The 15,269-nt window shown below is 53.6% G+C and carries 11 protein-coding genes; 9 read left to right on the top strand and 2 right to left on the bottom strand.

Features of this window, described 5'->3' with window-relative positions; genetic code table 11:
• The first annotated feature begins 9 nt into the window (after positions 1–9).
• Genes ACXAFR_RS11810 through ACXAFR_RS11785 form a run of 6 tightly spaced genes read left to right on the top strand, consistent with a single transcriptional unit; the run spans position 10 to position 3,315 of the window.
• The gene (locus ACXAFR_RS11810; protein WP_475177015.1) at positions 10–330 is read left to right on the top strand and encodes a YbaB/EbfC family nucleoid-associated protein; all 321 of its coding nucleotides are present in this window, start codon (positions 10–12) and stop codon (positions 328–330) included.
• A gap of 35 nt (positions 331–365) precedes the next feature.
• Positions 366–959: a recombination mediator RecR gene (gene recR, locus ACXAFR_RS11805; RefSeq protein WP_475177014.1), complete on the top strand. Its 594-nt coding sequence runs from the start codon at positions 366–368 to the stop codon at positions 957–959.
• The gene (gene rnd / locus ACXAFR_RS11800; RefSeq protein ID WP_475177013.1) at positions 956–2,092 is read left to right on the top strand and encodes a ribonuclease D; all 1,137 of its coding nucleotides are present in this window, start codon (positions 956–958) and stop codon (positions 2,090–2,092) included. The genes recR and rnd overlap by 4 nt, the downstream gene beginning before the upstream one ends.
• 29 nt (positions 2,093–2,121) lie before the next feature.
• A complete protein-coding gene (locus tag ACXAFR_RS11795; RefSeq protein WP_475177008.1) occupies positions 2,122–2,415 on the top strand; it encodes a YcgL domain-containing protein in 294 nt (97 codons plus the stop codon).
• 20 nt (positions 2,416–2,435) lie between these two features.
• The gene (locus ACXAFR_RS11790) at positions 2,436–2,882 is read left to right on the top strand and encodes a YcgN family cysteine cluster protein (protein ID WP_475177004.1); all 447 of its coding nucleotides are present in this window, start codon (positions 2,436–2,438) and stop codon (positions 2,880–2,882) included.
• Between the two features lie 43 nt (positions 2,883–2,925).
• On the top strand, positions 2,926–3,315 hold the full coding sequence (locus ACXAFR_RS11785) for a hypothetical protein (protein WP_475177002.1): 390 nt from the start codon (positions 2,926–2,928) through the stop codon (positions 3,313–3,315).
• Between the two features lie 57 nt (positions 3,316–3,372).
• Here ACXAFR_RS11785 and ACXAFR_RS11780 read toward each other — a convergent pair whose 3' ends face one another.
• Positions 3,373–6,486, bottom strand: coding sequence for an efflux RND transporter permease subunit (locus ACXAFR_RS11780; protein ID WP_475177000.1), 3,114 nt, complete (start codon positions 6,484–6,486; stop codon positions 3,373–3,375).
• Positions 6,486–7,526: an efflux RND transporter periplasmic adaptor subunit gene (locus ACXAFR_RS11775; protein ID WP_475176999.1), complete on the bottom strand. Its 1,041-nt coding sequence runs from the start codon at positions 7,524–7,526 to the stop codon at positions 6,486–6,488. Before ACXAFR_RS11775 ends, ACXAFR_RS11780 begins: the two co-directional genes overlap by 1 nt.
• Before the next feature lie 381 nt (positions 7,527–7,907).
• Between ACXAFR_RS11775 and ACXAFR_RS11770 the strand changes: the two genes are divergently transcribed.
• The 3 genes from ACXAFR_RS11770 (at position 7,908) to ACXAFR_RS11760 (ending at position 15,112) form a co-directional block, all read left to right on the top strand.
• Positions 7,908–10,223: a VWA domain-containing protein gene (locus ACXAFR_RS11770; protein ID WP_475176998.1), complete on the top strand. Its 2,316-nt coding sequence runs from the start codon at positions 7,908–7,910 to the stop codon at positions 10,221–10,223.
• 94 nt (positions 10,224–10,317) lie between these two features.
• Positions 10,318–14,190: an ATP-dependent RNA helicase HrpA gene (hrpA, locus tag ACXAFR_RS11765; protein ID WP_475176997.1), complete on the top strand. Its 3,873-nt coding sequence runs from the start codon at positions 10,318–10,320 to the stop codon at positions 14,188–14,190.
• Positions 14,191–14,248: 58 nt separating this feature from the next.
• On the top strand, positions 14,249–15,112 hold the full coding sequence (locus ACXAFR_RS11760) for a hypothetical protein (protein ID WP_475176995.1): 864 nt from the start codon (positions 14,249–14,251) through the stop codon (positions 15,110–15,112).
• Positions 15,113–15,269 lie beyond the last annotated feature (157 nt).

The following is a 15,269-nucleotide window of genomic DNA, read 5'->3' as shown; positions in this document are numbered from 1 at the left end:
GCAGTAAATATGAACGGTCTTGATGATTTAATGAAACAGGCCCAGAAAGTTCAGGCCGATATGCAAAAAATGCAGGAAGAGATGGCCAATGTAGAGGTGACGGGTGAGTCCGGTGCGGGGTTGGTGCAAGTGGTGATGAACGGCCGCCACGATGTTCGCAATGTCCATCTCGATGCGTCTTTGATGACGGAAGATAAACAGATCCTGGAAGATTTGTTGACTGCGGCTGTCAATGATGCGGTGCGCCGGGTTGAGGCTGCAACCAAAGAAAAAATGGGTAGCTTTGCCTCCGGCATCCAAATGCCCCCAGGCTTCAAAATGCCGTTTTAATTGATTGGAAGAACCGTTAGCAAAGAATTGATGCCATGTTCAGTCCCCTAGTCGATGAATTGATTGCCGCCTTACGCTGCCTGCCTGGGGTTGGGCAGAAATCCGCCCAGCGTATGGCGTTGCATCTGTTGGAGCGAGACCGGGAAGGGGGCCAGCGCCTGTCCGAAAGTCTGGAGAAAGCCGTCGCTGGTGTTGGCAATTGTCGTCGCTGTCGCATTTTGACCGAGCAGGATGAATGCAGTCTCTGCGCCAATCCCCGCCGCGACGATAGCCTCTTGTGTATTGTCGAAGCGCCGGGTGATGTGCTGGCGATTGAATCTTCGGGTACTTATACCGGCAAATATTTTGTGCTCATGGGGCATTTGTCGCCCCTTGATGGTATCGGCCCGGCGGAGTTAGGACTGGATTTGCTGGAAACCCGTCTCGGGGAAGGGCGTATTCAGGAGCTGATTCTGGCGACCAATTCGACGGTAGAGGGGGAGGCCACTGCCCACTATATCGCTGATCTTGCCAAGGACTTTGACATTCCTGTGAGCCGTATTGCCCACGGTGTTCCCCTCGGCGGAGAATTAGAATTTATTGATGGCGGCACGCTCGCCCACGCACTGAGCTCACGGCAACGGTTTTGAACAATTCTTTTAAAGACCCTATATGGGTTGATAGTGATGCTCAGTTGGCTGAGCTTTCAGCCCTGTGGCAAAAGCTACCTGCGGTTGCGTTGGACACAGAGTTCATGCGCACCACAACGTTTTACCCTCAGACGGCCTTGATTCAGGTGGGCGACGGTGACGGCGTCTGGTTGATTGATCCGCTGGCAATCTCAGACGTTGAACCTTTACGGGCACTGTTACGTGCTCCGCAAACCTTAAAAGTGCTGCACTCCTGCTCAGAAGATCTCGAAGTCTTCAGCCGATTTCTTGGTGATATTCCCGATCCGCTGTTCGATACTCAAATTGCGGCCGCATTCTGTGGTTATGGCCACTCTCTTGGCTACAGTGCACTGGTCGAAGCCTTGTTAAGCGTCAGTCTGCCAAAAGGCGAGACCCGTTCAGACTGGTTAGCCAGACCTTTGAGTGACGCCCAAATTGAATATGCCGCTCAGGACGTGACCTATCTGTGGACTGTTTACGAGCAACTGACGGAGCGACTTGTTAATTCAGGGCGCTTGCCCTGGTTAGAGGAGGAGTGTGCGCGGCGCTTGCAGCAATACAAAGACGCCGGGCCCGAAGATCAATGGCTGAGAATCAAAGGCGGCTGGAAGCTCAATCGTCAGTCGTTGGCAGTGCTGCGGGATTTATCTCTCTGGCGAGAGCGGCAGGCGCGCCTGCGTGACATGCCGCGCAATAAAGTCGTACCCGAGCGAGCCCTGTTTGATATAGCGCAGCGTTTACCACAAGCGTCGCGAGAGTTGGCGAGAATTGGCGATTTAACATCGGCGATGCAGAGACGCTATGGCGAGACTCTGCTGGAGATTATCAACAACGCCAGCAATTTACCGGATGCTGAGCAGCCCCATCGTTTGCCCGGACCTTTTTCGAAAGCGGAGCGACAGTTACAGAAACGTCTTAAAGCCGTCATTGAAAACCGTGCAGAGATGCTCGGTATGCCGGAAAGCCTTTTGGTGCGCAAGGCTGATTTGGAGCAAATCATCCGGACGGCTGTTGTTGGCCAGCAACAGCAACCCTGCTTCGACGGCTGGCGACAGTCTGCTGTTGGTGAATCATTGGAAGCTGCACTCGCAGACTGGCGCGGTCAGCGCTAACGTATTTCAAAAAACGGAAACCCCGCGTCATGAAACTTCTGTGTGATATTTTCCGCAGTCCTCGCGACAGTGATATGTATCTCTACGTAAAGAAAGAAGACGGTTTGGAGCATCTTCCCGAGCCGTTGCTTGCCAGGTTTGGCAAACCCATCCACTGTATGAGTCTTGTACTCACGCCGGAAAGAAAATTAGCCCGCGCCGATATCACCAAGGTGCTGTCTATGCTTGAAGAGCAGGGCTACTACCTGCAATTGCCGGCAACGAAAGATCCGGAAATGCTGTCGATACACCAGCGCAATGACAAAATCCACGGCAATAAATAGCCGGGTCGGAGTCAATTAACGTGGCTGAATTGCCGTTCTGGCGCACGAAAACCCTACAGCAGATGTCTCAAGAGGAGTGGGAATCCCTCTGTGATGGTTGCGGACGCTGTTGCCTCAACAAATTGGAAGATGAGGACACCGGGGAGCTTTATTACACCTGCGCCGCGTGTCGATTATTGGACACGGATACAGGTCATTGCCGCGACTATGAACACCGCTGTGAGGAAGTCCCTGATTGCATCGTATTAACACCGGAATCCGCTGGGCAACTGCCCTGGTTACCAACGTCTTGTGCCTATCGCCGTCTGGCTCGAGGGCAGGACCTGCCGGACTGGCATCCGTTGATAACCGGTGATCCTATGACGGTTCGTCGTGCAGGCATTAGCGTTGCTGGTCGCGTGGTTAATGAAGAGAGCATCGCAGAAGACGAGCTTCAGGACTATATTATTCGCTGGATTAAAATATAACGTGACAGGCACTTCGGTGTTTGAGCGTGACGAAAAGGATTGAATGATGGATACAACGCTTAAAATGTGGCTGCTCTACACGGCCGGTGCGCTCGGACTGGTCATCGTCTGGTGGCGACTACTGGCCTTCTTGCCCTGGCGTTTTTTAAGAATCCAACTGTGGGCCATAGGCACGGTGGTGTTGCTGATGCCGTTTAATATTGGGGATGGCTATCCCCAGTTGGCTCCAGCGTTTCTCATGGCGTCTATGGAAGGTGTTTTTGAAGGCCCCGAAGCGCTTGAGCGAGTTGCGCCGAGTCTGTTAATGGCGATCTCCGGGACCATTATTGTGGTGGGCATCTTGCAGCTGATCTTTCGCCCTCGCAAAAAAAAGCGCAATAAAACGACATCCAAAAAAGCCGCCAGTTCAGCAAAGGCGGCCGGTGCTTCTTAGGGGAAGCTCCGACTTTTTGGTGGTTTTTCCCACGTAAAATCCTGCGGCCCCTTGAGACTATGCGGTCGTAGGTGTTTTACGCAAGGTGTTCCGAATCCGCCGCCAGGGGTGCACGGTTAGGGATGCGTAAAACAGCAGGGGAATAACAATCAGAATCAGCAGGGTGGAAAAGATCAGCCCGCTGACAATGGCTGTGGCGACCGGCCCCCACAGCAGCGATTTACCGCCGACGCCTGCTGCCAGTGAAAACAGTCCGGCAATGGTGGTTGTGGAGGTAATCAAAATCGGCACCACCCGGCGCCGCGCGGCAAAAATGGTTGCGTGCAAAGGGCTCATACCACTGTCGATACGGCTGTTGGCGGCGGAAATCAACACAATGGCCGAGTTCACGGCAATACCCGCCAGAGCAACAACACCGTACATTGTCATTAGGCTGAGCGGGTTGCGGGTAAGCGCCAAACCATAGACCACACCGATAAATGCCAGGGGAATCGAGACCAGAATCATGAGCGGTTGCCCGTAGCTTTTAAACTGCGTGCCCAAAATCATGTAAACGAGCCCAAGGCCCATTATAAACAGCACAAAGATACCGTTCACAGCCTCCAAAATATCATCGAGTTCTCCGGAGAAGTCCAGACTAACAGTGGGGTGATCACTGTGAATGGTTTGCCAGTAGGCTTCTACGTTGGCGTTCGCACTGATGGTGTCCAACTCTTCTTCATTGATATCAGCCCCGATGGCGACTGAGCGCAGAAAGTTGTAGTGGCGAATATTTTGATAGCCGTAGCCATATTCGGTGTTCACCAACTCGGTCAGCTGTATGGGCTGACCGTCTTCGGTAACCAGAGAACGTGACAGTAAGCTGTCTAAGGAGTCTCCATCGGCGGCCAGCAACCGTACATCGACCTCTTCACCCAAATATTGATATTGATTAATCAAAATACCGTCGACGTAGCTCTGCAAGGCGTTGGTGACCTCGACGGGCGTCAGCCCTGCGCGCTTGATGGCGTCGCCATTCAGCGAGACTTTTAATTCAGGGCTACCGGGATGAAAATCGACATTGATGTTGCTGTAATTGCCGTCTTCGCGCATATATTTCGTCAGACGGTCAACCACTTCCTGGATATCGGCAAAGTGTGATCCGCGAACTTTCACTGCGAGCGGCTGGCCCATTGGGGGGCCGTCCTCAAGCATAAACACCGAGAGCTTGGCATCGCCCAAAGCGTTTCCGACCACCTTTTCAACGGCGGCGATGACATCCTCAGTGGATCGATCATCGGCGCCCCGAGGGTTCAGGCTGACAAAAACTTGGCCCACGTTGTCGCCAAACAGTGGTTCTGTGGCGGTGAACATCTGCCCGCTATAAACCATAAGAGAACGGGCTTCGTTGGGTTTTAGTGCCTGTTTCACCAATACTTCAGCGTCTAATGTATGTTCCAGCGTTTGTTGCAGGTTGGCGCCGGCCGGCATTTCCACATTGACGTAAAACACGCGCAGAGGGTCGGCGGCGAAGAAATTGATTTTTACAAATCCGCCTGCGAGCATCGCAACGGCCAGAACCCCCATGATCAACACTCCGGTAAGGGATCGCCGTGGGCGCCGCAGTACCCAGATCAACAGCAGGCTGTAACGGTGCCGGATTGACTGAGTCGCCAGTCGCCGCCGTCGCTGGCGCCAGGACTCCCGCGAAAAATCGACCCCCAGAGCCGATACATGGGCAGGCAGCATCCAAAAGGCTTCCGCCAGACTGATCGCCAGCGCACTGCAGACCACCAGCGGAATGACCCGCATATACTCACCGAGAATACCCGGCAGTAGCATGAGAGGGAAAAACACCGCGATGGTGGTCAATACCGATGTCAGCACCGGTGCGGCGACTTCCCGCAGGGCATCAATCGCGGCATCCATTGCTGCGGCGCCTCTCTGCAGCCGATAGTAGATGGTTTCCACGACGACGACGGCATCGTCCACCAGCATGCCCAGGGCGATGACAACCCCCAACAGAACAACATTGTTGATCGACATACCCAAAGCATCCAAGGCGAGGAAGGTGCCGGCGAGCGTGAAGGGAATGCCTATAGTGGTCAGCAGGGCGATGCGACCACCGAGGAACAAGTAAGTGACCACGACCACCAACAGCAGCCCAATAAGAGCATTCTGCTGCATACGATTGATGGCTTCACGGGTGCTGACGGTCTGATCATCCACCAGCGTAAGCTGGTAGCCACGCTCGGCAATGATGTTGTTTTGGTCGGCGACGTAGGCATTGATCTGATCGAGCAGGTCGAGGGTGTTTACCGCTTCCTGTTTGGTGATGCTGATCATCGCTGCCGGTTGCCCCTGAAACCGATTCAGCAGGGTGGGTTCCGCCGCCGCGCGATAAATGTCTGCAAGGCTGCCGAGCTCAACCACACCATTGGCTCCGACAATGGGAAAGGCTTCCAGCTCGTCGAGGCTACCCGCGGTACCTTCAAGTCGCACCAGCCAGCGCCCGTCAGCGGTTTCGATATCGCCCATGGACACATCGCGAAAGTAATCGCGCACGGTGTCGGCGAGATCATCGGGATTAACGCCGAGCCCCTCCAAGCGGTCGGGATAGAAAGCGATGTGCAGTTCCGGGTCTTCAACGCCTTGCAGTTGTGCCTCGTCGACACCGGGCAGGCGTGCCAATTCTTTTTGCAGCAGAACCGCATAACGACGAAATTCGTTGTCGGTGGCGGCGCCAGTCAATGCCAGCATGGCCGTTGGATAGCCGGATGAGGTGGTAATTTCCGTGACGCGAGGATCGTCGGCTTCGATGGGCAGTTGATCTGTGTAGGTGTTTTGAACTTCCCGCCGTAAATCCGCAACACGCTCGCGAAAATCTTCGTCACTCAATTGATTGAAGCGCACCAAAATAGAGGAAATATTGTCGCGACTGGTGCTGGATACAAAACGCAAATCCTTTACCGTCTGGCTGATGGTGTCTTCGAGCGGATCGGTAATCCGTTTTTCAATTTCGATGGAAGACGCACCAGGCAGGGTCGTTGTGATGTTAATCCAGTTGAAATTGATATCCGGGTCACGGGAGCGTGGCATACCGCTATATGCCAGCCAACCCATAACGAGAATCAAGACAAAGGTGATGTTGGCAAGCACATGATTGCCGAGAAACGTCCGTAAAAATCCCATCAGAGTGTATCGCCATCGTTAAGGCTACCCAGGCGATCAACCACGATGTTGGTCTCCGGTGGTAAATCGGTTGCCGCTGGTCTACCCGGTGCGGCATCGGCAATGGCGTGAAATTCCGCCTTTCCCGCAGACTCGATAAATACGCCGATTTCGCCATTTCGACGCACCAGATATTGAGACGGAATAAAAGCGCGAGGGTCGCGCCATAACAGGCGGCCGGCACTCCCGGGCAGAGGGCGCCCCTCAGTAAAGCTGAGTCGAATTTCCAGATTGCGGGTGCGTGGATCAACCACACCACCGCGGCGCATAAGTTCGACAGGGTGCTGCCGACCACTGTCGAATTGAATGTCGTTCGCGTCCTGCAGTCGCAACAGATCATCGGGCTCGATACGGGCAGACAGCTCAATGGCATCTGTCTCCACAAGTGTTAGTAGGGGAGTCCCAATGGCGGCCAGTTGGCCGACGGCCGCTTCCCGACTGGTGACAATACCATCGAAGGGGGCTCGGATTTCACAGCGACTGACGTTCAATTCTGCCTGCTGCAAATTGAGTTGAACCTCCTGCAGCTCAGCTTCTCTGGCAATTGCTTCCGTTTGTGTGAGTTCTGCCGCTTCCTGGGCTGTCAGCTGTTTCGCCAACAGCTGCTCACTGCGGGAGCGCTGACTGCGCGCTAGTTTTAATCTTGCCTGGGCGGCGACAACGCGGGTTTCCGCGAGCTGGCGTGCCAGGGAGTAGTCGGCGCAGTCGAGGCTGACGAGCAGCTCGCCTTTACTGACGCTTTGAGAAACGCCAACGGGAATGGCACGTATCACTGCTTGCAGCTCGGAGCTGAGTAGGGCGTCATTGAGGCTGACGGCCGTTGCCGATGCAGATCGTAGGGGGTGTTGAGCTAAACGCGACAGTGGCTGTGTGGCGCTGAATTCCTTTTCGTCTAGCTCAGAAACGTTTTCTTCTGCCAGCGTGCTTTCATGGGCTGATGAAAGTGTGACGATAAATAGAAGACATGTGGCGCTGTAGCGCCATTGCTTAAGAGAGAACATCCTGACTCACTGTTATCCATAAAAACTGACGTGCTGTGTGCACCACCGCACGGAGAGTAGCAGATTCACAGGCCGACAGGGGTGATTTCTTAACGATCTGGAAAGAGTTACGCGCCACACTAACGACATCAACCTGCCGGCTTTCGATTGCGATGCACAGGTCTACTGCTATACCTATAAAAGACCCGGTAACTGGCTCTTGTCTTACGTTTGTTCCGGTGGTTTTGCCACCTGATACCTTCAGAAACTGGCAGCGGTGCCGATACCTATTATTCATAAGTGTAATCAGGCCCAAAGGCGGGTTGAACGCATCGGAGTTAAGGCGGAAACAATCTGGACATGGTGAAACGTGGGTATTGCGTAACAAGGATTGCCGTAATCTTGTCGGGCTGGCTACTGGTGTGTGCTGCCGGTGCCTGGGGGCGAACCGGCATTGATCAGCCGCGGCCAGCGGACATTCGATTGGTGATCGATGTCTCCGGCAGCATGAAGAAAAATGATCCGGGCAATCTGCGTCAACCCGCGGTTGGGCTTTTGGTAAAACTCTTACCCGATGGCAGTAAGGCTGGAATCTGGACCTTTGGTGAAGGCGTTTCGGAGCTGGTTCCCCACGAAGCTGTAACGGACAGCTGGAAGCGTCGTGCCTCAGCCAGCGCCGAACAGATTGATTCCCGCGACATGTACACAAACATCGGCCAGGCGCTGGAAAAGACTCTCTACGATCTCAATCTGCCCGATACCAACTACCAAACCAGCGTCATTATGTTGACCGATGGTATGGTCGATATCTCAAAAGATCCTAAAGCCAACGAGGCTGAGTGGCGGCGTATTGTCGATGAACTCCTGCCGGATATTGCTTCCGCGCCTTACACGCTCCATACCATTTCGCTGTCAGAAAATGCCGACACGGCCCTGATGGATAAGCTGGCATTGGCGACCGGCGGGATGTCAGAGATGGCGCAATCCGCCGATGACTTGATGAGTGTTTTTCTCAAGGTGTTTGATCAGGCCGCGCCGTCAGAACAAGTGCCGCTGGAGGGCAATGAATTTCTGGTTGATTCCAGCATAGAGGAGTTTTCAGCGCTGATCTTCCGTCAACCTGGAGCCCAGCCCACCCGATTGATCGCGCCGGATGGTAAAGAGTACGCCTTCGGAAACTTTGATGAAGATCTCGAATGGCATCAAACCGACGACTATGATCTGATTACCCTGCAGCAACCTCTCGAAGGGGAGTGGCGGGTTGTGGCCGATATTGCGCCAGACAGTCGGGTGACCGTTGTCAGCAATCTAAAATTGCTGGTGAAGCCTCTGCCCACCAATCTGTTCATCGATGATACCGCAACGCTTTCGCTGTTGTTTCAGGAACAGGAGCGGACGTTAACCCAGCGGGATTTTCTGCGGTTGCTCGATATCGAATCGCGGGTGGGAAGCGAGACTTCCGGACAGGAGTGGACGGATCAATTGAGCGCCGGCGGTCCTCCGGCGGACGGCATTTACACTCAGGAACTCAACATGTTCTCGGAAGAGGGCAAGTTCACGGTACGGGTCGACGTGGATGGCAAAAGTTTTCGACGCCAGTTCACTCATCACCTTACCGTTAGAAAGCCGTTTGTGGTGGATGTGAACAGTCAAAATGTGGAGGGTTCAGAGCAATTTTTGATCAGTGTTCGATCATTCAGCGCAACCATCGATCCGTCACAGGTCCAAGCGGTCGCGCGCATTCGCGATCCTAGTGGGCGCAGCAGTATTCAACCTATGCCGCTGTCACCCACCGACGATTGGCAGCTGCTGTATAAGCCAGAACAGGAAGGCAAGTATCAGGTGCGGGTACGCATCAGCGGCACGGATCGAAGTGGTGCTCCCTTCAGTTTTGATCCGGGCACGCAGGAATTTACCTTTCCCTCGGGCGGGAATCCCTTTGGCCCCGTGGAGGAATCCAGTCCGCCGGTTGAAGACGCTCCAATCCAACCAGCACCCGAACCGCAGGCTGAGGCAGAAGACGCTCTGGGTGAGGAAGATGCGCTGCCGATGGAAGAGGAGGAGGAGAGTGGCTCGTCGTCCATGCCGCTCTATATCGGTTTGGCGGTCGGCAATCTGTTTTTAGTTGCTCTGGCATGGTTCGCCTATCGAATGCTCATGGGCAAAACCAAAGAGGAAGAGGAGCTCGAAGAAGAGGCCAGTGCCACAGAAGAGCCAGCGCCAGCCGAGCCAGCGCCTGAACCTGAAGAGCCCGAAGAACCGATGATGGCGCCCATCGACGAAGACGACGATCTAGAGCCTGAGCCTGCAGCGGTGGAAGATATGCCACTGAGCGACGTCGATGATGATTTGGAAGAGGAAATTCGTCCGATTGAGCTTGATGCCAGTGATATTCCCATGGATGACGGTATGGACTTGGAGGATGAAGAAGCGTTACCTGACACAGAATCCTCGGACTTCGATGACATTCTGGCCGAAATGGAGCAGGCCACGTCAGATATGGGGGCGGCCGATGACCTCGATGACGATGTTGGCGAGGCCTTGGATCAGCCTTTGGATGATGTCGCGGACGACAACAGCGAACTCTTTGATGAAGCTTCGACGGACGGCGATGCAGACGCGAGCGGTGGCGAAGAGACGGTCGCAGAAGAGTTCTCGATGGATGAATTTTTGTCTGATGACGACGAAGAAGATGACGAGGAAAACAAATCGGCATAGCGACCAGATGTTAGGCCTTTGCGCTTTCTTTTTCGGTGCTGCGCCGCAATCGCGTATAATCTCCGGTTTATTGTAAACGATACCGGGATCACTTTTGTCACACCAGCAACTCACGGCTCTGGCGGCGAATCTGTCAGACGTCATGGCCAGAGACCGCTACCCGCTGCAACAAGCCATTCAGCGACTGCAAAAACGTTCAACCATCACTGAAGACGATATCGCTCATTTGCAACAGCGGGTCGACACATCCAGGGAGCGGGTCAGTGCCCGCGCTCGTCTGTGTCCCGCGATCGAGTATCCTGAGCAGTTACCCATCGTTGGCAAGCGAGCCGATATCGCCAAATTGATCCAAGAAAATCAGGTGGTGATACTCGCCGGTGAAACCGGATCGGGTAAAACCACACAGCTGCCGAAAATCTGCCTGGATATTGGCCGTGGTCAAACGGGCTTAATCGGCCATACACAGCCGCGCCGAATTGCCGCCCGAACAGTGGCCAGCCGTATCGCCGAGGAGCTACATACAACGCTTGGCGATCTGGTTGGCTATCAGGTGCGTTTCAGTGATCAGAGTGGTGAAAACACCCTCGTAAAGTTGATGACCGACGGCATCCTGCTGGCTGAAATCGCCCACGACCGTTATCTGAATCGTTACGATACCCTGATTATTGATGAGGCTCATGAGCGCAGCCTTAACATTGATTTTCTGCTTGGGTATTTAAAGCGAATTCTGCCCCAACGGCCCGATTTAAAAGTCATCGTCACGTCCGCGACCATTGATCTGGAGCGCTTCTCTGCACATTTTGACGATGCACCGATTGTGGAAGTTTCCGGTCGAACCTTTCCGGTTGAAATGCGCTATCGACCGCCGGTCGACACGGATTCGGATCTGTTCCGTGAAATTACGGACACCGTCGAGGAAATACTGACCGAGAACCCTCGCGGTGGTGACATTTTAGTATTTCTTTCCGGGGAGGGGGAAATCCGAGAGGCCGCACATGCACTGCGGCGTGCTGATTTTCCCCATCTCGACGTCTTACCGCTCTACGCCCGGCTCGGACTGGCGGAGCAAAACCGAGTGTTTAATGCCCATTCCGGCCGGCGGGTTGTTCTCGCGACGAACGTGGCAGAAACCAGTATTACTGTGCCGGGTATTCAATATGTGATTGATCCCGGTTTCGCACGTATCAGCCGCTACAGCTTTCGCTCGAAAATTCAACGATTACCCATTGAACCTATCTCCCAGGCGAGTGCCAATCAGCGTGCAGGTCGCTGCGGACGAGTGCAAGCAGGCATTTGTTATCGACTCTATGACGAGCAGGATTTTCAGACTCGGCCAGAATTTACCGATGCCGAAATTTTGCGCACAAATCTGGCCGCGGTGATTTTGCAGATGTTAAATCTGCGTATTGGCGATGTACGCAAATTTCCCTTTGTGGATCCACCGGATAACCGCCTGATCAACGACGGCTTTAAACTGCTGGAAGAGCTGCAGGCGGTAGATCGCCAGGGCAAGGTGACCAAACTCGGCAAGTTGCTGATGCCGTTTCCTGTTGATCCCAGCTTGTCGCGAATGTTGGTTGAGGCCTCTGCCAAGGGATGTCTGCGCGAGATGTTGATCATCGTCAGTGCTCTGTCGGTACAAGACCCTCGTGAAAGACCCGCGGAAAAGCAGCAGGCTGCCGATGAAAAGCACCGACGTTTCAAACAGGAAAAGTCGGACTTTATGAGCTGGCTGGCACTGTGGGACTATGTTGAAGAGCAGCGCCAGGAATTGACACAAAATCAATTCAGGCGCTTGTGCGGCAAAGAGTTTCTTTCCTTTATGCGGTTGCGGGAGTGGCGGGAGGTCCATCGCCAGCTTGTGGTGACCTTGAAACCTCTTAACTTGCATCAAAACCGCGACGTCGCCGGCTATGAAGCCATTCATCGGGCCCTGTTGGTGGGTTTGTTGGGCAACATTGGCGTACGTGGTGAAGATAAAGAATTTATCGGCGCTCGCAATCGCAAATTTCACGTGTTTCCCGGTTCTTTCCAGGCAAAAAAACCGCCGCGTTGGTTGGTTGCCGGTCAGCTGTTGGAAACCTCGCGAGTGTTCGCTCACCAGGTGGGAGAGGTGGATCCTCAGTGGATACTGGAAGCAGCCAATCATCTGGTAAAGCGTAAGCAGTTCGAACCTCACTACGATGTGCGTGCCGGACAAGTGGTCGCCTATGAGCGCGTGAGTCTTTATGGCTTAACACTGCAGGATAAGCGTCGCGTCAGTCTGGCCAAAACAGACGCCGTACTGGCGCGCTCGGTGTTTATTCGGGTGGCATTGGTGGAAGGGCTTTATCGGGGAAAAGGAAAATTCTTCAAGCATAATCAGCGCTTGATCGCCGACATTCAGGATCTGGAAGCCAAATCCCGACGGCGCGACATTCTCGTTGACGACGAAACCGTCTACCAGTTTTATGACGAAAGATTGCCGGCTGACGTGGTCAATCTGGCGGGTTTTGAACACTGGCGCAAACAGCAGGAAGCCTCGTCGGAAAAAGACGATGGCAGACTGCTGTTTATGGATCGCAGTTTGTTGATGCGTCACGACGCGGAAGGTGTCACCGAAGCACAATTCCCCAAGCGTTTGGATTGGCAAGAAGTGACCTTTCCCCTCGACTATCACTTTGAACCGGGCAGCCCTAATGATGGCGTGAGTTTGCGAGTCCCTGTTGCAGCTCTGCATCTGGTGCCGGAACAGCGGTTGGATTGGTTGGTACCCGGGTTATTGCGTGACAAGTGTGTGCAATTGGTAAAGGCGTTACCCAAACAGTGGCGCAAACACTTTGTTCCCGTTCCCGCCTACGTGGATAAAGCGCTGGCCAGATTAAAACCCTCTGACACTCCATTGACTGAGGCTCTGGCCCATCAATTACTGCGTGAAACCGGTGTGCAGATTCCCGCAGAGGCCTGGCAAACAGAACCACTGGACGATTTTTATCTTTTTAACATCCAAGTATTGGACGACGGCGGTAAGTTGTTAGCACAGGGGCGGGACCTGGCAGCGCTTAAAACTCAGTGGGGGCACAAGGTTCGAAAAACGTTGGAGGAAGCCGATTCCACGTTTGAGCGGGACAATATCACTCGCTGGGATTTTGGCGATTTGCCTCGAGAGACGCGGCTAAAGCGTAATGGTATGCGCATCACGGCCTATCCGTACATGAAGGATGAGCGCACCAGTGTCGCGTTAAAGATTGATGCGGATCCGCAACTGGCTCACTGGCAGAATATTCAGGGCGTGGCGAGGCTGACATTACTGGAGGCGTCCGTTGACGCCAACGCACTTGCGCGATCTTTGTTAAAAGGTCGGGATCTGGGACTTACCGTGCTGGATCTAGGAAATCGGCAAGCCGTCATTGACGATCTCTTGTTGGCGGCGGCGCTAGATGCCTGTTTTGCCGAGTGTTTACCTCAGACAGAGGAAGCGTTTCGCGCGGGACTGTCTGTCGGGCGAGGGCGTCTTGCCGAATACGCAAAGCAGCGGGAAGACATTCTGGCCGATATCCTCAGTCAAGCGGTGACCATTCGTAAAACCATCAAAAACAGTCGACAGGCGTTATTGATTGCTCATGCGGCGGGTGATATTCAGGAGCAGATGCGCTGGCTGTTACGGCCGGGTTTTCTGTTGCGAACACCTCTGGAATGGTTAAGTCATTACCCTCGGTATCTAAAGGCTATTTTGGTCCGACTTGAAAAGGCCGCCGGTCAGGTGCAAAAAGACAAGTTGGCAACGGCAGAAATACAGGAGTTGCTTCAGCCTTGGCAGGATCGTGTCGCTGCTGAAGGCGAGAGCCATGTTCTGCAAAATGACGATATGGTGCGCTACCGTTGGATGTGTGAAGAATTACGTGTTTCGCTCTTTGCTCAGACATTAAAAACGGCAATGCCGGTTTCGCCAAAACGTATTAAGCGTTTTTGGCAGGAGATTAAGTAACCGCTATGCTCACTCAATGAGAGACATTTTCGCTTAGCGTTACGGGAATAACGCCTTTATGGACAGTCTGCCAAGATTAATGCATCAGCGATACAGTCTGCCGTTTTCCGGTGGCAGTGCGACTCTTGAGCGATATTCCCGTCGCAATGATGGTGATGTACTAGTTATTTTCAGTGATCCTCTGGCCGACTCTTCAATGACAGAAATGCATGGCGAGTTGGATTGCCCCATTCGATGGCTGACCGATCAAGGTATGGATGTCTTTCATATTGGTGCGCTCAGCCGGTCGGCACCCGCTTTGACAGAGGATAACGAGCAATGGGCTCTGCAACATATACTCGGTGACAGTTATCCTCATCAGTTGCATAAAATCTCTCAGCTTAGACCTGGCGCCGGTCAGGTTTGGTTAGGGGAGGGCAATGGCAGTTTGCTGCTCTTGGCATTTTACGCCCGCTGTCAGGGTCTGGAATCTCCTCTTTGCGGCTTTATTCATGTAGACGCAGATCGAGCGCTATTTGCCCACGCAAAATCTGGATTTACACGGTTATTCGACAGCGTTAGACGCTGGCGTCAAACTCGCTCCAAACCGGACTCAATCTTAAGCCGGGCTTTGCGGCTGTCTCTTCCTTCCTGGAGCGCGACGCTGCCATGGTTAGACCCCATTGATGGCAGAGACATTTCCATCGCCCTACAAACCAAAGGTTTACCCCCGTCATTCTATCTGACTCAGAACAATTCCCTTAAACAACAAGAGGGGCATCGGCAGTGGCTAAAACGCCTGGGTGAACACGATGCAATGTGGTTGAGAGGAGTAGAGAAAAAACGATCTATTTTTCGACGATCGCCGGTTTTCGAAGGTGTGGAACTTCCCATGGAAGATCTTTCGGCGTGGATGCGCCGCCTGCCGGGCATCTCTTTGTAATTGACTTTCATCCTGCTGTCCAATTTGGCAGCAAATTCCAAATCCTTTGCCATACTTATGCCAAGTGAGCCTATGGCAGGCCACTGTCAGCAAGTTAACTGTACGCTGTCAAAAGGACATGTCACTGCCGTTTAATGGCGGGAAAAAGAACCCAAAA

The sequence above is a fragment of the Pseudomaricurvus sp. ABR4_320 genome (assembly GCF_056159445.1).
The sequence above is the reverse complement of the archived record's forward strand: the minus strand, read 5'-3'. Positions and strand labels throughout refer to the sequence as shown.

Bases quoted from the DNA above. Each gene is read 5' to 3' on its own strand.
- ACXAFR_RS11810 (WP_475177015.1), top strand. From the start codon at position 10: ATGAACGGTCTTGATGATTTAATGAAACAGGCCCAGAAAGTTCAGGCC.
- recR (WP_475177014.1), top strand. From the start codon at position 366: ATGTTCAGTCCCCTAGTCGATGAATTGATTGCCGCCTTACGCTGCCTG.
- ACXAFR_RS11795 (WP_475177008.1), top strand. From the start codon at position 2,122: ATGAAACTTCTGTGTGATATTTTCCGCAGTCCTCGCGACAGTGATATG.
- ACXAFR_RS11785 (WP_475177002.1), top strand. From the start codon at position 2,926: ATGATGGATACAACGCTTAAAATGTGGCTGCTCTACACGGCCGGTGCG.
- ACXAFR_RS11780 (WP_475177000.1), bottom strand. From the start codon at position 6,486: ATGGGATTTTTACGGACGTTTCTCGGCAATCATGTGCTTGCCAACATC.
- ACXAFR_RS11775 (WP_475176999.1), bottom strand. From the start codon at position 7,526: ATGTTCTCTCTTAAGCAATGGCGCTACAGCGCCACATGTCTTCTATTT.
- ACXAFR_RS11760 (WP_475176995.1), top strand. From the start codon at position 14,249: ATGGACAGTCTGCCAAGATTAATGCATCAGCGATACAGTCTGCCGTTT.